Origin of the sequence: Rhodobacter sp. (assembly GCA_020637515.1) — a bacterium.
Taxonomy (GTDB): Bacteria; Pseudomonadota; Alphaproteobacteria; order Rhodobacterales; family Rhodobacteraceae; genus Pararhodobacter.
In genome coordinates this window covers 3215183-3236902 of sequence record JACKKG010000001.1, presented here as the reverse complement: position 1 = coordinate 3236902, position 21720 = coordinate 3215183, and the positions used below count along the sequence as shown (strand labels likewise).

Sequence of the window (21720 nt, the reverse complement as noted above, 5' to 3'; positions counted from 1 at the left end):
CGGACAGGACGAAAGGGTTCGCGGATGACGGTTCTGACCTCGACCCTGGATGCGGGCGGCGCGGCGTTCGCGGCCAACAGAACGGCGATGGAGGCCGCCTTGGCCCCCGTGATTGCCGTGCGCGCGGCCGTCGAGGCGGCGGGAGAAGCGGCGCGGGCAAAGGCGGCGAAGCGCGGGCAATTGCTGCCGCGCGAGCGGCTTGCGCTGTTGCTGGACCCGGGCGCGCCCTGGCTGGAAATCGCGCCCTTCGCCGGTTGGAAACGCTATGGCGACAAGGACGGCACGGGCGCTGGCGCCGGTGCGATCGCCGGCATCGGGCGGGTCTGCGGGCGCGCCTGCGTTGTCGTGGTGGACAATTACGCGGTGAAGGGGGGCACGGTCACGCCCGATGGTCTGGCGAAAAAGCTGCGCCTTCAGGACATTGCGCGGGACAACCGGCTGCCGCTCATCAGTCTCAGCCAGTCGGGCGGCGCCAATCTGGCCTATGCGCATGAGGTGTTCATCCCCGGCGGCCGCGGGTTCGCCAACCAGGCGCGGCTGTCGGCGCTGGGCCTGCCCCAGGTGACGGTGGTGCACGGCTCGGCGACGGCGGGGGGCGCCTATCAGCCGGGCCTCAGCGACTATGTCATCATGGTGCGCGGTCAGGCGACGATGTATCTGGCGGGCCCGCCATTGCTGAAGGCCGCGACCGGCGAGGTCGCGACCGACGAGGACCTGGGCGGCGCGGCGATGCACACGCAGGTTTCGGGGGTGGGCGACTATCTGGCCGAAACCGATGCCGACGGCATCCGCCTGGCGCGCGCGGTGATCGACGCCTTGCCCTGGCCACGCGACGCGGCCCCGGCCGTGGTCGAGGCGCCGCTGTTCCCGGCCTCGGACCTGATGGGGATCGTGCCGGCCGACGCCCGCCAGCCCTATGATTGCCGCGAAATCGTGGCGCGGCTGGCGGACGGGTCGGCGTTTCTGGACTTCAAGCCCGACTATGACGCGGCGACGGTCTGCGGCCACGCCCGCATCGGCGGCCACCCGATCGGGATCATTGGCAACAACGGCCCGATCACCGCCCAGGGCGCCGCCAAGGCCGGTCAGTTCATCCAGCTTTGCGACCAGTCGGGCACGCCCTTGCTGTTCCTGCACAACACCACCGGCTTCCTGGTGGGCACCGAGCCCGAGCGCGCGGGGATCATCAAGCATGGCTCGAAGATGATCCAGGCGGTGGCGAACGCGCGGGTGGCCAAGCTGTCCGTCGTGGTCGGCGGCAGCTATGGGGCGGGCAATTATGCGATGTGCGGGCGCGGCTTCGACCCGCGCTTCATCTTTGCGTGGCCCAACGCGCGGACGTCGGTCATGGGGCCGGCCCAGGCGGGGCAGGTGATGCGCATCGTGACCGAGGCGGCGATGACCCGCGCGGGTGCGGTGGACATGGCCAAACTCGACGCGCTGGAACAGGGCACGGCCGCGATGCTGGCCGAGGCGACGACGGCGCTGGCCTCGTCGGCGCGGCTCGAGGATGACGGCATCATCGATCCGCGCCAGACGCGCGACATTCTGGCGCTGGTCCTGGACCTGATCGCGGCCGAGGGAACGCGGGCCTTGCGCCCCAACACATTCGGGGTGGCGCGGCTATGAGGATCCTGATCGCAAACCGGGGCGAGATCGCCCTCAGGGTGATGCGCACCGCGCGCGCCATGGGCTATGGCTGCGTCGCCATTCATACCCCGGACGAGGCCGGCGCGCCGCATGTCGTCGCGGCCGATCTGGCGGTGGCGGTGCCCGGCTATCTGGACGGCGCGGCGATTCTGGCGGCTGCGCAGGCGACGGGCGCAGGGATGATCCACCCGGGCTATGGGTTCCTTTCGGAAAACGCCGATTTCGCAAAGGCTTGCGCCGAGGCAGGCTTGACGTTCATCGGCCCGTCGGCGCAGGCGATCGCGATCATGGGCGACAAGGGCGCGGCCAAGCGCGCGGCCCAGGCGGCGGGCGTGCCGGTGCTGCCGGGGGGCGGTCCCGACGACGCGGCGCGGATCGGCGTGCCCCTGATGGTCAAGGCGGCGATGGGCGGCGGTGGCAAGGGGATGCGGTTGGTGCACGACCTGGCCGATCTGCCCGAGGCCCTGGAACGCGCCGCCTCGGAGGCCCTGAAAAGCTTTGGCGACGGCGCGCTGATCGTCGAAAAGGCGCTGCTCAACCCCCGCCATATCGAGGTGCAGGTCTTTGGCGACCGGCACGGAAACGTGGTGCATCTGGGTGAGCGCGACTGTTCCGTTCAGCGCCGCCATCAAAAGGTGGTCGAAGAGGCGCCATCGCCCGCCGTGGACCCCGACCTGCGCGTGCGGATGGGGGCGGCGGCTGTCGCGCTGGCCCGGGCGGCGGCCTATGAGGGCGCGGGCACGGTCGAATTCCTGCTTGAAGACGGCGCATTCTGGTTTCTCGAGATGAACACCCGCCTTCAGGTGGAACATCCCGTGACCGAGATGGTGACCGGTCTCGATCTGGTGGAATGGCAGATCCGCGTCGCCCGGGGCGAAGCCCTGCCGCTGCCGCAGGACAAGATCGTGCTGAAAGGCCACGCGATCGAGGTGCGCCTTTATGCCGAGGACCCGGCCAACGGTTTCCTGCCGCAAACCGGACGCGTGCTGCGTTGGGCGCCCGCGCCCGGGCTGCGCTCGGACGATGCGCTGACCGATGGTTTGGCGGTCGGTGGCGATTTTGATCCGATGCTGGCCAAGCTGATCGCCACCGGCCCCGACCGCGAGACGGCGCGCGCCCGGCTGATCGACGGGTTGCAGCGGACGGTGCTGCTGGGCCTCAGGTCCAACAAGGCGTTCCTGGCGCGTGTGCTGGCGCACGAGGGGTTTCGCCAGGGGCCGACCACCGCCTTTCTGGAACGCGATTTCGCAGGCGACCCCTCGCTGTCGGCGCAGGCGCCGGACCCGGCGCTGCTGGCGCTGGCGGTGCTGATCCAGGCGGGCGCCCCGGCGCCGCGCTTTGGCTTTACCACCGGCCCCGCGCCGGTGCTGCATCGGCGCTTTGACACCTGCACGGGCACGGCCGAGGTCACGCTGACCCTCGCCGGCACAACCGCCACGCTGGGCACGCGGACCGTCACGCTCGACGCCTGCGACGCGACGCAGGTGCGGGCCCGGATCGACGGCGTCGCCCGCAGCATTGCGTGCGCCCGGGACGGTGCGGTGCTGTGGCTGGGCGACGTCGGGTTGACCGACATCACCCTCGCCCCGGTCGAAGCCCGCGACGAGGGCGGCGACGGTCGGGTGCTGGCACCCATGGCGGGCAGGGTCTCGGCGGTGACCGTGCGCGAGGGTGACCGGGTTCGGCGCGGCCAGACGCTGGCCGTGCTGGAAGCGATGAAAATGGAGCACCCGCTGCAAGCGCCCGTCGCCGGCCGCGTCAGCGCCGTCCTGACCACCCAGGGCGCGCAGGTCCGCGCCCGCCAACCCCTGATCGAGATCACGCCGGAGGACCCATGATCGAACTGTGGCACTGCAAGGATGCGCGGTCGCTGCGCGCGCTCTGGACGCTCGAGGAACTCGGTGTGGCCTATCGGCTGCACCTGCTGCAATTCCCGCCGCGCCTGTCGGACCCATCGTTTCTCGAGGTGAATCCGCTGGGCACCGTGCCCTTCCTGCGCGACGGCGAGACCGCGATGACGGAATCCAGCGGTATCACCCATTACCTGGCGCGCCGCTACGGCGAGGATACGCTGGCCGTTTCCCCCCGGGACCCGGCCTATGGCGACTGGTTGAACTGGCTCTATCATTCCGACGCCACGCTGACCTTTCCCCAGACATTGGTCCTGCGCTACGCCCGTTTCGAGCCGCGCGAGCGGCGCCAGCCGCAGGTGGCCGAGGATTACACCCAGTGGTATCTGTCGCGGCTGAAGCTGGTGAACGCCCGCGTCGAGACGCAGGAATTCCTCTGTGCCGGGCGGTTCACGGCCGCCGATATCGCGGTGGGCTATGCGCTGTATCTGGGCGATCTGATCGGCATCGGCCAACACTACAAACCGCAGACGCGCGCCTATCTGGACCGGCTGACCGCCCGGCCCGGGTTCCAGCGCGCGAATGCCCACGGCACCCCCCTGTTCCGAGGCTGACATGACCCCCTTTTCCCTGACCGATGAACACCGCGCGATCCGCGACGCCGCCTTTCGCTACGCCGAGGCCGAACTGCACCCGCTGTTCGCCCGCATGGACGACGAGGACTGGTATCCCGAGCACCTGATGGCCAAGCTGGGCGCCGACGGCTATTGCGGCCTGACCGCGCCGGTGGAACTGGGCGGCGCGGGCATGGACCTGATGGGCGCGGGGCTGGTGGGCGAAGCCTTTGCCTATTGGAACACCAACGCCTCGTTCATCTGGGGCCCACACGAGAACCTGTGCCTGAACAACATCCTCAGGAATGGCTCGCCCGAACAGATCGCGCGCTTCGCCCCCGGGCTGATCTCGGGTCGCAAGGTCGGCGCGCTGGGCCTGACCGAGCCGGGCGCCGGGTCGGATGCGCTGGGCTCGATGGCGACGCGCGCGGTGCGCGACGGCGACGACTATGTCATCACCGGGCAGAAGATGTTCATCTCGAACGGGCCGGTCGCGGATGTGATCTTGCTCTATGCCAAGACCGCGCCGGATCTGGGGGCCAAGGGGATCTCGGCCTTTGTGGTGGAAACCGACACGCCGGGGTTCAAAGTGGCGCAGACGCTGACCAAGATGGGCTGGCGCGGCTGCCCCACGGGCGAACTGGTGTTCGATGCCATGCGCGTGCCGGCAGCGAACCGGCTGGGCCCCGAGAATTCGGGCGTCGCGGTCGTGATGTCGGGTCTCGACATCGAGCGCGCCTTTCTGTGCCTGCCGTCGATCGGCGCCGCGCAACGCTGCCTGGACCTGTCGCTCGACTATGCCGCCACGCGCCGCCAGTTCGGCAAGCCGATCGGCAGCTTCCAGATGATTCAGTCGCATCTGGCGGAAATGGCGACCCTGATCGAGGCCGCGCGGGTGACCGCCTACAGCGCGCTGGCGGCCTGCGACACCATGCAGCACGGCGACGGCGGGCGCGGCACGATCCATCGCCTGTGCGCCCAATCGGTGATGTTCGGGGCCGAGATGCTGGCCCGGGTCACCGATCTGGCGGTGCAAATTCATGGCGGCTCGGGCTTCATCTGGGACACCGAGGTCAACCGCCACTACCGCAACGCGCGCATTGCTTCGCTGGGCGGCGGCACCACCGAGGTGCGCAAGCTCATCATCGCCGAGGAACTATTCCGCGAGCGGGGCCTGAGCCTGCGCTAGAAGCGGCGCGACAGCCACGGGCCGGGCAGGCCGAAGCGCATCGGCCAGTCGGTGGCCCTGGTGATGCCGATGCGCGGGCCGGTCAGCCAGTCGGCCGGCGGGGCCAGGTCCAGCCGGAAGTCCGGCGTGCCAAAGGGGCGCCCGTCGTCGTCGCCGTCGATGCCCAGCGCCTGCGCCAGCATCCCCGGCCCCTTGCACAGCGGGCGGCCGGGGCCGCGCCGCGCCGCCATCGCCTCGATCCCCGAGAGCGGCTCGAGGGCCCGGATCAGCACCGCGTGGCCGCGCGCGGCGACGACGTTCAGGCACCAGTGCATCCCGTAGATCCGATAGACATAGGCGTGCGCGGCCGGGCCGAACATCGCCGCGTTGCGCCGCGTCGGTCCGCCAAAGGAATGCGAGGCCGGGTCGTCGGGGGCATAGGCCTCGGTCTCGACGACGCGGCCGGCGCAGCCGCGCACGGTGAGCGTGGCGCCCAGCAACCGGGGCGCCAGGTCGGCGGCGGGGCGGTCGAAGCTCACCGCAACAGCGCGGTGACCTGCCGCTTCTGGGGCCGGGTCCGGTGCTCGACCACATAGACGCCTTGCCAGGACCCCAGCGCCATCGCTCCACCGATGACCGGGATCGCCAGCGACACCGGCAGATGCGCGGCCTTGATATGCGCGGGCATATCGTCCGGCCCCTCCATCGTATGGGTGATCCAGCGCATCGACGGGTCGTTCGCGGGCGGCACCAGGCGATTGAGCCAGGTCTTGAGGTCGCGCTGCACGCCCGGATCGGCGTTCTCCTGAATGAGCAGCGACGCCGAGGTGTGGCGGATGAACAGCGTGAGCAGCGCCTCGTCGGGCGCCTGCCGCTCGACCCATTGGGCGAGTTGGGGGGTGACCTCGTAAAGGCCGGGGCCCTGGGTCTGCAAGGTGAGGGTGGTGTGCATGTCTGCCGGGGGAATGGCGGCGCGGCGGCCGGTGACCGGAACGGGTTCAGGAAGGCGAGGTGGGGGGGGGGGGAAGGGGCGATGATCGCGGGGCTCCCGTTGTTTCGGCAGCGCTATCATAGCGGCTTGGACGCACGGGCGGAAGAGCGGGCGGGAAGGGAGGCGCCGACCTCACCGCGAGCCGGGACCCCGCGCCACGACTGGCGCCCGCGAAAGTCGGGCGACATCGGGAAAAACATGATGCACGAAAGGGGACAGGGCGTGCCGGTCGGGCAGGCCCAGGGCCCGATCTGCGACGCGGTAGGCGGCCAGCCATTCGGCCCGGTCCCGGGGACCGCGAACCTCGGTGTCACCCAGGAAACCGACGAGCAGAAGATGGGCGTCAATCCCCAGGCCGCGCAGCCACCACAGATGCGCCAGCCGGTTGGCGTATTGATAGTGCGACGAGAGCCAGTCCCGTTCGCCCAGGCCCAGGCCTTCCTGCACCCGGGCCATGCTGGCCGCGATCCTCGCTTTCGACCGGGGCCTGGCGGCGCAGGCCGGGCCGGGAAGCTCCGGCAGATGGGCCTTGGCCTCGGCCACGAGAACGCCGCCATCGAACCGGGCCAGACCATCCCATTGCGGACCCCGCGCCGGCCAGAAGTCCGCGAGCGCCCCGGCATGGCGGGACAGACCGAGACGGTCGAGAAAGGCGCGGTCGCGATATTCCGCATACCCGTCGTCGATCAGGGGCGAAACCCAGGTCAGCGGGGGCAGATCGGGGGGTTGCAGCAGGTCAGGCCGCAGGTTGGCGGCGGCCTGCATCCATTTCAGCGATCCCTTCGCGGCCGGAGCCTGGGGAATGCGCACGGGCGGCATCCTTGCCCGGGCAGCCGTAAGGTGCGTGCTAGCACGCACCCTACAAGCCCCGATCACTGGTCCAGGAAACTCCGCAACTTCCGGCTCCGGCTCGGGTGCTTCAGCTTCCTGAGCGCCTTGGCCTCGATCTGGCGGATGCGTTCGCGGGTGACGCTGAACTGCTGGCCGACCTCTTCCAGCGTGTGGTCGGTGTTCATGCCGATGCCAAAGCGCATCCTGAGCACCCGCTCTTCGCGCGGTGTCAGCGAAGCCAGGACCCGGGTCGTCGTCTCGCGCAGGTTTTCCTGAATGGCGCTGTCGAGGGGCAGAACGGCGTTCTTGTCCTCGATGAAATCGCCAAGCTGGCTGTCTTCCTCGTCGCCGATGGGCGTTTCCAGAGAGATCGGCTCTTTGGCGATCTTCAGCACCTTGCGAACCTTGTCGAGCGGCATCTGCAACTTCTCGGCCAGTTCCTCGGGCGAGGGCTCGCGGCCGATTTCGTGCAGGATCTGGCGCGAGGTGCGCACCAGCTTGTTCATCGTCTCGATCATGTGCACCGGGATGCGGATGGTGCGTGCCTGATCCGCGATGGAGCGGGTGATCGCCTGGCGGATCCACCACGTCGCATAGGTCGAGAACTTGTAACCCCGGCGGTATTCGAATTTGTCCACGGCCTTCATCAGGCCGATGTTGCCTTCCTGGATCAGGTCCAGGAATTGCAGCCCGCGGTTGGTGTATTTCTTGGCGATCGAGATCACCAGTCGCAGGTTCGCCTCGACCATTTCCTTCTTGGCCTGACGGGCTTCCTTTTCGCCCTTCTGCACCTGCGCGACGATGCGCCGGAATTCCGCGATGTCCACGCCGACATAGCGTCCGACCTCGGCCATTTCCTCGCGCAGGTCCAGCACCTTTTCGCCCGAGCGTTCGAACAGCGTCTGCCAGCCGCGGCCCTTGGACCGGGCCATCCGGTCGCACCAGGTCGGGTCCAGCTCGTAGCCGCGATACTCGTCGATGAACTCGCGCCGGTTGATGCGGGCGCTGTCGGCCAGCTTCACCATCGCGCCGTCAATGGTCATGATGCGCTTGTTGATGCCGTAGAGCTGGTCGATCAGCGCTTCGATCCGGTTGTTGTGCAGGTGCAGCGAATTCACCAGTTCGACGATTTCCGAGCGCAGCTTCTGATAGGCGCTTTCGGCGGCCGGCGAGAAGCGGGCCTCTTCCTGCAGCGTGGCCTGCATTCGCTGCTGCTGCATCTCTTCGAGTTGCTCGTAATCGCGCGCGATCTGGTCCAGCGTCTCGAGCACGCGCGGCTTGAGCGAGGCCTCCATCGCCGCCAGCGACATGTTCGACTGGTCGAAATCGTCGTCCTCGTCGTCGCCGTTGGCGATCGGGTTGCCATCGGCGTCCAGTTCGGGTTCGGCGCGGCGGGTGCCGCCGGCGGCGCGGACGGTGCCGTCGGCGTTGACCGAATCCACGACCGGTTCGTCGCCCTCTTCGTCCAGCGAGTTGCCGAATGTCGCCTCGAGGTCGATCACCTCGCGCAGAAGCACGTCCTCGGTCAGCAGTTCGTCACGCCAGATGATGATCGCCTGAAAGGTCAGCGGGCTTTCGCACAGGCCCGCGATCATCGTGTTGCGGCCGGCCTCGATGCGTTTCGCGATGGCGATTTCGCCCTCGCGCGACAACAGCTCGACCGAGCCCATCTCGCGCAGATACATGCGCACAGGGTCGTCGGTGCGGTCCAGCGTCTCGCTGCCCGACGAGGCGACGACCAGTTCGGTCGATCCCGCCGCCGCGGCCTCCGGGGCGTCGGGGGTCTCGCCGTCCTCGGCTTCCTCTTCCTCGACCACGTTGATGCCCATTTCGGACAACATGGACATCACGTCCTCGATCTGCTCGGACGAGACCTGATCGGGGGGCATCACCTGGTTCAGCTGTTCGTAGGTAATGAAGCCGCGTTCCTTGGCGGCCGCAATCATGCGCCGAACCGAGGCCTGGCTCATGTCGAGCGTGAACTCGCTGTCCTGGTCTTCGGGCTTCGCGTCGTCGGTGTCTTTGGCGACCATGATTCCTCCAGGCAGGGGATGCGTCGTGGTGATGCGTCGTGATGATGCGTCGCGATTCGGGCGCGGAGTGATTCGGTATCTAGCAGAGATAGCGATTGGACGGGGCGAATCACAGGGGGGCGGCGAAAAAAGCGGGGCGGGTCGGAAAAAGGATGATTCGCGACGCCGCGCCCGTCAGGGCGGGCCGGGGCGGCGCTTCTTTTTCACCCAGACCTGCGAGTCGATGAGCGTTTGCAACTGGTTGGACAGGCTTTCGCGATCCTCGCCCAGATCGGTCGTCGATTCGCGCGTTGCGCCCTTGCCGGCGCGGTCCATCGCCCGGGCGGTTTCGCCCAGCCGATAGGTCAGCCGCTCGCCGGGCAGCGATTCCAGCTCGGCCGTCAGTTCGGCCAGTTCGCGACGCATCGCGCGGCGCGTCAGCAGAACTTCGAAATCCTCGCCCAGGCAGCGGCGGACAAAGTCGATATCGGCCTGCGGGCGCAGCGTGGGCGCGATGGCGACATGCGGCAGGGCGCGCAGGCGCTGGTATTCGGCGCCGCCGCGTTCGGTCAGGGCCTCGGCCGTGGGGGTCGGGTGGGCCTGCGCGGCCGTCAGCAGCACGGATTGCAACAGCCGGTGATCCTCGCGTCGCGGGTCCATCGCCATCAGCCGGTCGTCGAATTCCTCGATCAGGGCGGGGTGGGCAAAGAGCACGGCCAGAATCAGCGCCTCGCGCAGGTCCTCGTCGGCGCCCTCGGCGCCGGCGGCCAGCAACGAGCCACGAGTGCCGGGCAGCGGCGCCTGCGCAGCCTGGCGGCGCGACTTGTAGGGCCCCGGGCGGAACGGGCCCGCGCTGCCGTCCGAGAACAGGACGCGGCGCTGCTGGCGGAATTCCTGCGCGTAATGCTCGCGCAGACTGGGGTCCTGGATCCGCCCCAGCAAGCCGCGCAGCCGCTGGTCCAGCGCGGCGCGGCGTTCGGGGCTGTCAAAGACATGCCCCTGGATCTCGCGGTCCCATAGCAGGCGCGCCATCGGCACGGCGCGCTCCAGCACGTCGCGCATGGCGGTGGTGCCCTGAGCCTTGATCAGGTCGTCGGGGTCCTGTCCGCCGGGTAGCAGCGCAAAGCGCAGACCCTGGCCCGCGGTAATCAGCGGCAAGGCCAGATCCGCCACCCTGAGCCCCGCCCTGAGCCCGGCCGCGTCGCCATCGAGCGCGATGATCGGTTCGGGGTGCATCCGCCACAACAGGCGCAGCTGGTCCTCGGTCACGGCGGTGCCAAGGGGGGCCACGGCGCCCTCGAATCCGGCGTTCACCAAGGCGATCACATCCATGTAGCCCTCGGCCACGACCAGGGGCTGCCCCTTGCCCGAGGCCGTGCGCGCCGGTCCGATGTTGTAAAGCGTGCGCCCCTTGTCGAACAGCGGCGTCTCGGGCGAGTTCAGGTATTTCGCCCGCGCGTTCGGGTCCATCGAGCGCCCGCCAAAGGCGATGGCGCGCCCGCGCGCGTCACGGATCGGGAACAGGATGCGGCCCCGGAACCGGTCAAAAGGCTGGCCGCCGTCGTCGGGCTGGGCGCACAGGCCGGCCTCGACGATCAGGGCGGCGTCGATGCCCGCCTGCCTGAGATGCGACCACAGCGCCTGTCGCTGGTCCGGCGCATAACCGATTTCCCAGTGCGTGCGCTGGGCCTCGGTCAGGCCGCGACGGTCCAGATAGGCGCGCGCCTCGGCCGCCTGGCCGCCCATCAGTTGCATCCGGTAGAAGCGGACGGCCTTTTCCATCACCTCGACCAGCGTGACGCGCCGTTCATCGCGCTGCCGGTCGCCCTCGGTGCGTTCGGGCATCGCCATGCCGGCCTCGCGCGCCAGGGCCTCGACCGCGTCCATGAAAGACAGGTTTTGCGACTCGCGCAGATAGGTCAGCACGTCGCCCTTGGCCTGGCAGCCAAAGCAATAATAGAACCCCTTGCGGTCATCGACATGAAACGAGGCGGTCTTTTCGTGATGGAACGGGCAGGGCGCCCAGAAATCCCCCTTGCCCTGGTTCGACTTGCGCAGGTCCCAGGTGACCGTGCGGCCGACCACCTGCGCGATGGACACGCGCGATCGCAATTCGTCGAGAAAGCCGGGCGGTAGCGACATGGGCCTCGATGGGATGAAACGCGGGGAGAGTCGTCCCTTTATATAGGACGGACAGCCCCGGATGTAAGCTGCGGATCGGTGCGGATCGGGACGTCAAACGACAACGGGGGCCGCGAAGCCCCCGGTGTTCCCTGCGATGCGGATCGGTCCCGCGCTTATTCGGCTGCGTCCGAGGGGGCGGGTTTGGCGGGCGTCTCGCCGGCCTCGGCCTTGGGTTTGCGGGTGCGCTTGCGCGGCTTCGCGGCGTCCTCGGCGGTGGCCTCGGGCGCGGGGGATGCGGCGGGGGCCGGTGCCGGGGCGGGCGTCTCGGCCGGTGCCCGGGGGGCGGCGGGTTGGCTGTCGCCGCGCGTCTCGGGCGTTTCCACCAGCATCGTCTCGCCCTCGGCCTGGCTGTCGCCGGGGGCCTCGTCGCGCGGGTCGCCCTGTTCGCGCCGGTTGCGGCGGTCGTCGTTGCGCTTGTTGCGACGATCCTTCCAGTCCTGACGGCCCTGCGACGGACCCTCGCCGTCGCCGCCCTCGGCCCCATCGTCGCGGCGGTTGCCCTGCGGGCCGCCGTTTTGCGGGGCGTAGGTCTGACCGCCCTGTTGGCCGTTGTTCTGGCCGTTGTTCTGGCCGCCCTGTTGATCGCGGCGCTGCTCGGCCTCACGCGCGAGTTCGACCTGCGCCTCGTTCAACATGCGGGTGTAATGTTCGGCGTGCTGCTGAAAGTTCTCAGCCGCGACCCGGTCGCCCGACAACTGCGCATCGCGCGCCAGCAAAGTGTATTTGTCGATGATCTGCTGGGGGGTGCCGCGCACCTTGCCCTCGGGGCCCGAGCTGTCGAAAACCCGGTTGACGATATTGCCGAGCGAGCGCGGACGGTTGTTCTTTGAACGCGAACGTTTGTTCGATTGTCTCATAAGGGCGGGTTCCGGCCTTGAGTCGGGACGTTTGACCCATGGTCCGCCAAGAGGGCGCGTTCAGGGTCAGGTCAATTCGGATTGGCGTGCGGCGCGGTCAGAGAAGCGGTCGACCACCCCCGGCACGTGAGCGACTAAACACGCCGCCGAAGTTCAGACAAGATGAAAACGGCAATGAAGCCGCAAAAAACCGTGTCATTTCGTGAAAATGTGTCGGATTGGGCGCAGGTCAAGGGGCCGTTGCCGCTATCACCCGGTCGCGGCCGTCCAGATCGGTGCTGGTGCGCAGGGCGATCAAGCCGGCCTCGGCCATCAGGGCGCGGACCGGGGCCGCCTGGGTCCAGCCGATTTCCACCATCAGCCGCCCGCCCGGAACCAGATGCGCCCGCGCCCCGGACACGATGGCGCGATAGGCCGCCAACCCGTCGCCGCCGGGGGTCAGGGCCATGCGCGGCTCGTGGCGGACCTCGGGCGACAGATCGGCCATTTCGGCCTCGGCGATGTAGGGCGGGTTCGAGACGATCAGGTCAAAGCACCCGTCGATTCCGGCGAACCAGTCGGCGCGCTGGAAATCCACGCGCTCCACGCCCAGCGCCTCGGCGTTCTGCCGCGCCACAGCCAGCGCATCGGCCGACAGGTCGGTGCCCAGGCCGCGCGCGCCCGGGCGTTCGGCCAGCAACGTCAGCACGATCGCGCCCGATCCGGTGCCCAGGTCCAGCACCCGATGAAAGGGCTGCGCCAGCGCCTCGGCGATCAGGGTCTCGGTCTCGGGCCGGGGGTCCAGAACGTCCGGCGTGACGCGAAACTCTCGGCCCCAGAACGCCCGCCGCCCGGTGATCTGGCTGACCGGACGGCGCGCGACGCGCTGGTCCAGCGCCGCCGCGAACCGGGCCATGGCGCCCTCGGGCAGGGGATCGCGCAGATGCAGCACCAGCCGATCCGCGGCGATGCCCAGCGCATGGGCCAGCAGCAGCCGGGCATCGCGCGCGGGATCGGGCACGCCCGCCGCGCGCAGCCGCACCAGGCCCGCGCGCAAGGCGTCCTCGGCGCTCATGCGTCCAGCTCGGCCAGTCGTTCGGCCTGATTCTGGGCGATCAGCGGGTCGATCACGGGGTCCAGATCGCCCGCGACGATCTGCGCCAGAGCGTAGAGCGTCAGGTTGATGCGGTGATCCGTCAGGCGGCCTTGCGGAAAGTTGTAGGTGCGGATGCGTTCCGATCGGTCGCCGGTGCCGACCTGCGCGCGCCGGTCGGCGGCGCGGGCCTCGGCCTGCTTGCGACGCTCCAGATCGAAGAGCCGCGCGCGCAGGACCTCCATCGCCAGACGGCGGTTCTGATGCTGCGACTTCTCGGACGAGGTGACGACGATGCCGCTGGGCAGGTGGGTGATCCGCACCGCGGAATCGGTGGTGTTCACATGCTGCCCGCCGGCGCCCGAGGCCCGCATCGTGTCGATCCTGAGGTCGGCGTCGGGAATGGCGATGTCAACCTCGCTGGCCTCGGGCAGAACCGCGACCGTCGCGGCCGAGGTGTGGATCCGCCCACCCGATTCCGTCACCGGCACGCGCTGCACCCGGTGCACCCCCGATTCGAACTTGAGTCGCGCAAAGACCCCGTCGCCGACGATCCGCATCACCGCTTCGCGCAGGCCACCCAGCTCGGTCGCGGTCTCGGCAATCATCTCGCAACGCCAGCCCCGGGCATCGGCATAGCGCTGATACATGCGCAGCAGATCGGCCGCGAACAGCGCCGCCTCCTCGCCGCCGGTGCCGGGGCGGATCTCCAGAATGGCGGGGCGCTCGTCGGCAATGTCGCGGGGCAACAGCGCCAGCTTGAGCTGCGCTTCCAGCACGGGCAAGGCGGCATCCAGCGCGGCGATCTCGTCCTGCGCCAGGGCCCGCATCTCGGGGTCCGCAAGCAACGCCTCGGCCTCGGCCCGCTGCGCCTGTGCGCCGCGCCAGTCATGGATCGCCTGCACCACCGGCTTCAACCCCTGATAGTCGCGCGCCAGATCCGCCAGCTTCGCCGGCTCGGCGCCAGCGTTCATCTGCGCCTCGAGATACTCGAAACGTCGCAGGATCTGATCGAGAGTGTCGCGGGGCAGCATGGGGCGGGTTTGCCGCCCGGGCGCGGGCGCGTCAAGAGGGCGTGCACCGCGCCGTCTTTGTGCCGGAAATATCCCGGGGGGTGAATTGCCGCAGGCAAGAGGGGGGCAGCGCCCCCCACCGCGCGGCGCGTCAGCGCCGCGCCCGGTCGCCCGAGGGCTGCGGCCTGCAAGGCTGCCGGCCGAGGGCGAAACCCCCGCCGGGCCTATTGCAGATAGGGCATCGGATCGACGCTGTCGAAACCTTCGCGCACCTCGAAATGCAGGAAGCTGGGGTCGCCGTGGCGCACCGTGGCGATGCTCTGCCCGCGCGACACCCGGTCGCCGCGCGCGACACGGATGTTGTCGATGTTGGCGTAGACCGTCAGCAGGTTGTTCTCGTGGCGGATCACCATGATCGGCACCTGGTCGGTGTCCTGGGTGATCGCCGCGACCGTTCCGGCGGCGGCGGCGTGCACATCGGTGCCCTCGGGCGCGCCGATGCCGATCCCCTCGTTGCGGCCCTGCGCATAGGCGCGAATGATGCGGCCCTGCACCGGCATCGCCAGGCGCGGCCCCTCGGTGCGCTGGGCGCCCATGTCGGCCACCGGCGGCGTCGCGGCGGTGGTGCCGGCGGTTTCCCCCGAGCGCGCGGGATTGCTCGCGGGCAGCGGCGTCGCGGCCGAGGGCGGCACCGGCGTGGGCGAGCCTTGCCCCGGCTGCGAGGTGGTCGCGGGCGCGGTTTCCGCCGCCGTCACCCCGGCCGCGTTCAGCGGCGCCCCGGCCGCCGCCTGGGCGATCGTCTGGGTGGCCACCGGGATCATCAGGATCTGGCCCTCGCGCACGCTCATGTCGGCGGGCAGGCCGTTCCAGTCGGCCAGCGCCCGCGGCGTGACATTGTAGAGCCGGGCGATGGTAAAGGCGCTTTCGCCGCGTTCGACGGTGTGGCGGACGGGTTCGGCCACGCTGGGCGCGGTCGCGCCGGGGCCCAGCGGTGTGGTGGTGATCGCGCCGCTCGACAGGCCTTCGGGTTCGCTGACCCGCGACGGCAGCACCAGCAATTCGCCGCCCCTGAGCGTCGCGTCGGGGCCGATCGCGTTGTGGCGGGCCAGCGCGCCGGGGTCCAGACCCAGCCGGCTGGCAATATCGGCGACACGTTCGCCTCGCTGGGCAACCACGACCTGATAGCCCGGATACGAGATCACGCCGCGCGCGTCGGGCGCGGGCCGCGCCGCCGTGGCCGCGCGCGCCGCGTCCGAGGTCGAGAACCCGGCCGAGGGCCGCAGGTCCCAGTCGAGGGTCGACATCGATGCACAGCCCGACAGCGTCAACGCTCCGGCCATCAGGGCGACCGTCAGCCCGCCGCGCCTCATGGTGCGATCCGTCGTCAAGATCCTGCTCATCCTGTCCCAGCCTTGTCTGCGCCGTTCGGTCCCGGGGCGGTCGCCGCGCCGGGTCGTATCGGGCCGATGTATAGCGCAAAATCCGGGGCGATACACCCCATCACCACAACGTGTAGCGGGAAACTGCGCGCCGGATTTCCCCCCTCGGCCCACAGCGCGGCGGGCTGCGCGCGGGGGCGGCGGGGCGTCAGTCGGTGGCCATGCCTTCCAGCAGCGGCACGAAGCGCACCGGGCGCAGTTCCTCGTAATCGTAACCGTTCTCGAGCTTGCGCACCTTGATCAGGTGCTGGACGGTATCCGATTGGCCCACCGGCACCACCATGATACCCCCCGGCCGCAACTGCGCCAGCAGCGGACCGGGCGGGTCCTCGGCGGCCGCGGTGACGATGATGCGGTCGAACGGCGCCTGCTCGGGCAATCCGAACGAGCCGTCGGCGGCCATGGCGGTGATGTTGTGCAGGTCCAGCGCGGCAAAGGCCGCGCGCGCTGTGGCGATCAGCGCGCGGTGCCGTTCGACGGTGTAGACCCGGCGCGCCAACTGGCTGAGGATCGCCGCCTGATAGCCCGAGCCGGTGCCGACCTCGAGCACCTTGTCGCGCGGTGTGACCTCGAGCGCCTCGGTCATCAGCGCAACGACCGACGGCTGGCTGATCGTCTGGCCGCAGCCGATCGGCAGCGGCGTGTCCTCGTAGGCCCGTTCGGCAAAGATGCCGCGCACGAAAACGCCGCGGTCGATCCGCTCCATCGCGCGCAGCACGGCAAGGTCGGTCACGCCCTTGGACCTGAGCGCGTAGATGAAGCGCATGATCTGTTCGGCGCGCTCGGCCTCGGTCATTCCAGACGATCCCGCAAGGACGCCAGCGCATCGTGCGCGGTCAGATCGGCGCGCATCGGCGTGACCGAGATCCAGCCGTCCAGGTTGGCTGCCGCGTCGGTGCCGGGCAGGGTGGCCAAATGCTGCGGCCCGCCCTTGATCCACAGGAACTTGCGTCCCGAGGGCGAGACATGCGGCTCGACCCCGAAGGCGGTGTGGCGGCGGAACCCTTGCGCGGCAACCTTGAGGCCCTTGACATCGGCCGCGGGCACCGGCGGAAAGTTGACGTTGTAAAACAGCCGATAGTCGTTGTCGTCCCAGAGGCCCCGCTCCAACAGGGCCCGCACCGCGGCGGTGCCGTGCGCCACGGCGGGTTCGAACATGTCGGACATCTCCTCGGTCCGGGGGCCCAGGTATTGCGACAGGGCGATGGCGCGCAGACCCTGCAACGCGGCCTCCATCGCGGCGCCCAGCGTGCCGGAATAGAGCACGTTCTCGGCCGAGTTGTTGCCCCGGTTCACCCCTGACAGGATCAGATCGGGCCGCGCGCCGTCCAGCACCTCGTAGACGCCCGCCAGAACGCAATCGGCCGGGCTGCCCTCGGCCGCGTAGCGGCGCGGGCCCAGTTTGGCGATCATCATCGGGTGCGTATAGCTGATCTTGTGCGCGACGCCCGATTGTTCGAACGCCGGCGCAACGGTCCAGACCTCGCCCTGGGGGCCGGCGATCTCGGCGGCGATGGCTTCGGCGACCTTCAACCCCGGGGCGTTGATACCGTCGTCATTGGTCACGAGAATGCGCATGAAAGGGCCTTTCGGATCGTCGTGGCCCGGTTCGGCGGACCTGTCGGACCCTGCTTAGAGCAGCCGCGCGCGGGCGGCAAGTCGCGCCCGCCCCCACCGGTCCCCCACTGGCCCCCCCACTGGCCCCCCCACTGGCCCCCCCACTGGCCCGCGCACGCGATCGCGGGGCCCGGCCCGGCGGCCTCACCGGTTTGTGCAGGACGCTGCCCGCGAACCATGCGAGACTGCGTTTTTGCCCGGAGGTTTCGATGCGCCCGATTCTGATGCCCCTGGCCGCCCTTGCGCTGGCCGCGACTCCCGCCCTTGCGGATGAGGTCTGGACAACCCCGCTGGGCCCCGTCGCCTGGGAATCCGACCTGGGCGCCGACGCGGTTCTGCGGCTCGATCAGCCGGACGGGCGCGTGGTGCGGTTGATCGTGCCGGGGCTGGCGGCCGACATGATGGGCGGTCGCGGCAGTTACACCGGCGTCTGGGTCTCGGCCCGGGGCGAGGTTCCCTGCGCGACCGAAATGGTCGATCCGCTGGGCGGCAAAAGCCCCTACTGGGGCACATTCACCCTGACCTTCGTTCATGATGCCTTCCCCTCGGACTGGGCCGGGGTCTATGGCGCCTGCCTCGACACGCCCGACCGTCCGCTGGCGGGTGTCGCGCAGGTCGGCGGCGAATAACCGACCGAACCCTGTCCAGAGGCGACATCGCGTGTCGTTTCCGGGCGCGCAGGACCAGTGCCGCGTGGCAGTCTTCCGGGCAGAAAACGCGGGGGAGAGATCATGCGCTACGCCTTTGTCGGGCTGGGAAATCTGGGGGGGCACCTGGCCGCGTCGCTGGCCGGGGCGGGGTTCGCGCTGACGGTCCATGACCGCGATGACGCGCACCGCGCCCGCTTTGACGCGCTGGGTGTGACCTGGGCCGACAGCGCCGCCGAGGCCGCGCGCGATGCCGATGCCGTGATCACCTGCCTGCCGTCGCCCGCCGTCAGCGAGGTGGTCCTGGCGCAGATCCTGCCGGCGATGCGCCCGGGCGCCGACTGGATCGAGACCTCGACCCTGGGCCGCGAAGAGATCCTGCGCCTCGCCGCGACGGCGCAGGCGGCGGGCATGGGCGTGCTGGAAAGCCCGGTCACGGGTGGCGTGCATCTGGCCGCGCAGGGGCAGATCACCGTGCTGGTGGGGGGCGACGAGGCCCTGTTCCAGCGCCACAGCGCGGCGTTGCAGGCGATGGGCGGGCGGCTGTTCCACATGGGCCCGCTCGGATCGGCGGCGCTCATCAAGGTCATCACCAATATGCTGGCCTTCATTCATCTGGTCGCGGATGGCGAGGCGCTGATGCTGGCCAAACGCGGCGGGCTGGACCTGAAAACCGCGTGGGAGGCGATCACCGCGTCCTCGGGCACCAGTTTCGTGCACGAGACCGAGGGGCAGCTCATCCTCAACGGCAGCTACGACATCGCCTTCACGATGGATCTGGCGTTGAAGGACCTGGGCTTTGCGATGCGCTTCGGCCGCGAATTCGGCGTGCCGCTGGATCTGGCGTCGATGACCGAGCAGACCTTCCTCAAGGGCCGCGCGGCCTATGGCGGGGGCGCGCAATCGACGCAGATCGTCAAGCTGCTCGAGGATGTGCTGGGCACCGACCTCAGGGCCGAGGGGTTCCCCGCGCGCCTGACCTAGCCCGTCGCCGCGCGCCAGCGCGCCAGCATGAACCGCGCGGTCATCAGGTCGAGATGCGCGCCGCCGCCATTCTTGAAGACGGTGATCTCGTCCTCGGACCGGCGCCCGGCGCGGCCCGATACCAGGTCGTGGAAATCGCCCTGGACATCGCTCTCGGTGATGACGCCCGCCGCCATCGGGATCATCAACTCGCCAATATGGGCGATGGTGGTCGCGCGGCTGTCCACGAACAGCCGACCGCGCCTGAGCACGGTATCGTCGGCCTCGCGCATCTCAGGGGTGAACGCGCCGATCAGGTCGATGTGCTGGCCGGGGCGCAGCCAGTCGCCCAGCAGCACGGGCGTCTTCGCCATGGTGCAGGTTGCGACGATATCGGCCTGGGCCACGGCGGCAGGCAGGTCGGTCGCGGTGCGGGTGCCGGGATACTGCGCGGCCAGGGCCTCGGCGGCCGCGGGGCGGCGCGCCCAGAGCGTGACCTCGACCCCGGGGATAAGGGCGCGATAGGCCTCGATCAACGATGCGGCGACGGCGCCCGCGCCGACGATCAGCAAGCGATGCGCGTCAGGGCGTTTCAGCAGCCGCGCGCCCAGAAGCGAATCGCCGGCGGTCTTCCATTTGGTGATGGGGGCGTTGTCGATGACCGCCTCGATGCTGCCGGTCTCGTCATCGAAAACCAGCATCGCCCCTTGCACGCTGGGCAGACCGCGCGCGGCATTGCCCGGGTTGATGGTGACCGATTTCACGCCCAGCCCCAGCCCATCGATCCAGGCCGCGCGCGACAGCAGGCGGTCGTCGCCCCGGGCCATCAATACGTCGCGGATCTGCGCCGGGGGCCGGCGGTGCCCCTGCGCCATGGCGTCGGTCAGCGCCAACCAGTCCATCAGCGGTTCCAGGGTATCTTGGGTCAGGACAGGGATCATCGGCGTCTCCGTTTGTGCCATGCTGGGCGGCGTGCCCGGGGCTGTCAAGGCATTCCAGGAAGGTTCGAAAAGTGCCTTTCGATTCCACAGCTCCGAGGCGATAGCGATGACCGGCTTTGCCGCAAGGGATGTCAGTCATTTCGGAAAGACAAGCATTTGCGCGCCGTGGTTCGCGAAACTTGTGCGGGTGTTCCCGGCGTGGCCAGTGGCCGTCAGTCCCACGAATATCGCGAATGTGACAGTCAGCGCAGCCGCGGCGCCCCTTGGGCAAAGTCGACGCAGATCGACTGCATCTCGGTCCCGTCGAGCATCTCCTGCGTGCAGCGGCAATAGGCCCCCGCGCCGCCCGACGTATCGCAATGCCCGCAATCGCCGCATTTGCCAAAGGTCGGCGCCGTGCGCATGCGCGCCAGCGCGCCGCCCAGCTCGGTCAGGGTGGACAGGAACTCGCGCCGCCGGGCGTCGGGCAGGGCGCGGATGCAGCGCGTCAGATCGGCCAGGGGATCGCGCCGCAGCTTGTCCTGTCCGGCCTCGGTCACCTCGATCAAGGCGGATCGGCCGTCGCTGTCATGCGCGCGCCGTTGCAGCAGGCCCAGCCCGATCAGCGATTTCACGGTCTGCGAGGCCGTGCCCTTGGTCGTGGCGTGGAATTCGGAAAACGCGGTCGGTGTGCGCGAAAAGCGGTTCGCACTGGCAAAGTAGCGCAGCGCGGTCCATTGCGCGGGTGTCAGGCTGGTGTCGGTCTCGCCGCCATGCACCAGGCGCGCAAGATGCACCAGCAATTCGGCCGAGTGGCAGGGCGGTTCCCCGGCCCGTGACGCGGCGCCTGCCTGGGACAGGGGCGGCGTGGGCGTGGGGGGGATCGCGGCGGGGTCACTCATGCGGATCGAGGTAATCCGGGCTGCCGGTGTTGACAAGGGGCGCGTGAAATTGATAGCGTATCGAAACGAAATGACAGCGAAGCGATACCAGTTCGCTCGACACAGGGGTCAACGTCATGGGTTTCCAGGATCCGCATATCCGCCGCTACGTCCGCGCCTCGATGGCCGAGGAAATCCTCGACGCCGAGACCGAGACCCGCTTGGCCCTGGCCTGGCGCGACCAACGCGACGAAGCCGCGCTGCACCGGCTGATCCAGGCCTATGCGCGCCTGGCGGTGTCCTTTGCCGGCCGGTTCAAGCGGTATGACGTCCCCTATGAGGACCTGATCCAGCAAGGCAACCTGGGGCTGATGCGCGCGGCCGAGAAATTCGATCCGACCAACGGCTCGCGGTTTTCGACCTATGCCGCGTGGTGGATCCGGGCCTCGATGCAGGATTTCGTGATGCGCAACTGGTCGCTGGTGCGCACCGGCACCAATGCCACGCAGAAGAAGCTGTTCTTCCACCTGCGCCGGGCGATGCAGAAACACGCCCGGGACGACGACAGCGACGAACCGCTGTCCCTGCGCGTCGCGCGCGAACTGTCGGTGTCGGTCGATCAGGTCGAGGCGATGATGGGCCGCATGGCCGGGCCCGACCTGTCGCTTGACGCGCCGCAATCCGCGGATGACGAGGGGCGCTCGTGGGTCGAAACCATCGAGGACGAGGATGCCGCGACCGAAACCGACGTGGCCGAAAAGCTGGATGGCGCGCGCCGCCGGTCGGTTCTCTATTCCGCGGTGAAGCAACTGCCGGAACGCGAACAGCGCATCGTGACCGCCCGCCACCTGACCGACGAGCCCGTCACGCTGAGCGATCTGGGCGAGGCGATGGGCATCTCGAAGGAACGCGTGCGGCAGCTCGAAGAACGCGCGCTGGCCCGACTGACCGCCATCGTCCGCGCCGCGGCACCGGCGGGGACGGTGTGATCCGGGCGCTGCCACGCGCCGG

19 protein-coding genes are annotated in these 21720 nt (G+C 69.3%); 7 read left to right on the top strand and 12 right to left on the bottom strand.

What is annotated here, in order from left to right:
• The first annotated feature begins 24 nt into the window (after nucleotides 1-24).
• From H6900_15775 to H6900_15760, 4 genes are read left to right on the top strand one after another with little or no spacing between them, the layout of a single operon-like run.
• Nucleotides 25-1629, top strand: a complete 1605-nt coding sequence (locus H6900_15775) for an acyl-CoA carboxylase subunit beta (GenBank protein ID MCC0074741.1) — start codon at nucleotides 25-27, stop codon at nucleotides 1627-1629.
• The gene (locus tag H6900_15770; GenBank protein MCC0074740.1) at nucleotides 1626-3488 is read left to right on the top strand and encodes a biotin/lipoyl-binding protein; all 1863 of its coding nucleotides are present in this window, start codon (nucleotides 1626-1628) and stop codon (nucleotides 3486-3488) included. The genes H6900_15775 and H6900_15770 overlap by 4 nt, the downstream gene beginning before the upstream one ends.
• Nucleotides 3485-4114 (top strand): glutathione S-transferase family protein, encoded by a 630-nt coding sequence (locus H6900_15765; protein MCC0074739.1) that lies wholly within the window; start codon nucleotides 3485-3487, stop codon nucleotides 4112-4114. Before H6900_15770 ends, H6900_15765 begins: the two co-directional genes overlap by 4 nt.
• Nucleotide 4115: 1 nt before the next feature.
• Nucleotides 4116-5303: an acyl-CoA dehydrogenase family protein gene (locus H6900_15760; GenBank protein MCC0074738.1), complete on the top strand. Its 1188-nt coding sequence runs from the start codon at nucleotides 4116-4118 to the stop codon at nucleotides 5301-5303.
• On the opposite strand, the gene H6900_15755 is transcribed toward H6900_15760, so the two are convergent.
• From H6900_15755 to surE, 10 genes are all read right to left on the bottom strand, one after another.
• Entirely contained in the window at nucleotides 5300-6166 is an 867-nt protein-coding gene (locus H6900_15755; GenBank protein MCC0074737.1) for a DNA-3-methyladenine glycosylase, read from the bottom strand. The two genes, H6900_15760 and H6900_15755, sit on opposite strands and share 4 nt — an antisense overlap.
• Nucleotides 6167-6405: 239 nt before the next feature.
• Complete coding sequence (locus H6900_15750; protein ID MCC0074736.1) at nucleotides 6406-7083, bottom strand: hypothetical protein; 678 nt, start codon at nucleotides 7081-7083, stop codon at nucleotides 6406-6408.
• A gap of 62 nt (nucleotides 7084-7145) precedes the next feature.
• Nucleotides 7146-9137, bottom strand: coding sequence for an RNA polymerase sigma factor RpoD (gene rpoD / locus H6900_15745; protein ID MCC0074735.1), 1992 nt, complete (start codon nucleotides 9135-9137; stop codon nucleotides 7146-7148).
• A gap of 174 nt (nucleotides 9138-9311) precedes the next feature.
• Entirely contained in the window at nucleotides 9312-11258 is a 1947-nt protein-coding gene (locus H6900_15740) for a DNA primase (protein ID MCC0074734.1), read from the bottom strand.
• Between the two features lie 155 nt (nucleotides 11259-11413).
• Nucleotides 11414-12157 carry a DUF4167 domain-containing protein gene (locus H6900_15735; protein ID MCC0074733.1) on the bottom strand — a complete coding sequence of 248 codons (744 nt, stop codon included), beginning with the start codon at nucleotides 12155-12157 and terminating at the stop codon, nucleotides 11414-11416.
• Nucleotides 12158-12386: 229 nt separating this feature from the next.
• Nucleotides 12387-13211, bottom strand: coding sequence for a peptide chain release factor N(5)-glutamine methyltransferase (gene prmC, locus H6900_15730; protein MCC0074732.1), 825 nt, complete (start codon nucleotides 13209-13211; stop codon nucleotides 12387-12389).
• Nucleotides 13208-14263: a peptide chain release factor 1 gene (gene prfA / locus H6900_15725; protein ID MCC0074731.1), complete on the bottom strand. Its 1056-nt coding sequence runs from the start codon at nucleotides 14261-14263 to the stop codon at nucleotides 13208-13210. The genes prmC and prfA overlap by 4 nt, the downstream gene beginning before the upstream one ends.
• Nucleotides 14264-14466: 203 nt before the next feature.
• Entirely contained in the window at nucleotides 14467-15612 is a 1146-nt protein-coding gene (locus tag H6900_15720; protein MCC0074730.1) for a peptidoglycan DD-metalloendopeptidase family protein, read from the bottom strand.
• A gap of 217 nt (nucleotides 15613-15829) precedes the next feature.
• Nucleotides 15830-16477, bottom strand: a complete 648-nt coding sequence (locus H6900_15715) for a protein-L-isoaspartate(D-aspartate) O-methyltransferase (protein ID MCC0074729.1) — start codon at nucleotides 16475-16477, stop codon at nucleotides 15830-15832.
• Nucleotides 16474-17259, bottom strand: coding sequence for a 5'/3'-nucleotidase SurE (gene surE, locus H6900_15710; protein ID MCC0074728.1), 786 nt, complete (start codon nucleotides 17257-17259; stop codon nucleotides 16474-16476). The genes H6900_15715 and surE overlap by 4 nt, the downstream gene beginning before the upstream one ends.
• 248 nt (nucleotides 17260-17507) lie before the next feature.
• Between surE and H6900_15705 the strand changes: the two genes are divergently transcribed.
• Both H6900_15705 and H6900_15700 read left to right on the top strand, forming a co-directional pair.
• Entirely contained in the window at nucleotides 17508-17927 is a 420-nt protein-coding gene (locus H6900_15705) for a hypothetical protein (protein ID MCC0074727.1), read from the top strand.
• Nucleotides 17928-18029: 102 nt separating this feature from the next.
• Nucleotides 18030-18929 (top strand): NAD(P)-dependent oxidoreductase, encoded by a 900-nt coding sequence (locus H6900_15700; GenBank protein ID MCC0074726.1) that lies wholly within the window; start codon nucleotides 18030-18032, stop codon nucleotides 18927-18929.
• Here H6900_15700 and H6900_15695 read toward each other — a convergent pair.
• Both H6900_15695 and H6900_15690 read right to left on the bottom strand, forming a co-directional pair.
• Entirely contained in the window at nucleotides 18926-19849 is a 924-nt protein-coding gene (locus H6900_15695) for an ornithine cyclodeaminase (GenBank protein ID MCC0074725.1), read from the bottom strand. The two genes, H6900_15700 and H6900_15695, sit on opposite strands and share 4 nt — an antisense overlap.
• A gap of 242 nt (nucleotides 19850-20091) precedes the next feature.
• The gene (locus H6900_15690; protein MCC0074724.1) at nucleotides 20092-20730 is read right to left on the bottom strand and encodes a winged helix DNA-binding protein; all 639 of its coding nucleotides are present in this window, start codon (nucleotides 20728-20730) and stop codon (nucleotides 20092-20094) included.
• A gap of 116 nt (nucleotides 20731-20846) precedes the next feature.
• Between H6900_15690 and H6900_15685 the strand changes: the two genes are divergently transcribed.
• Nucleotides 20847-21698 (top strand): RNA polymerase factor sigma-32, encoded by an 852-nt coding sequence (locus tag H6900_15685; GenBank protein MCC0074723.1) that lies wholly within the window; start codon nucleotides 20847-20849, stop codon nucleotides 21696-21698.
• The last annotated feature ends 22 nt before the right edge of the window (nucleotides 21699-21720 follow it).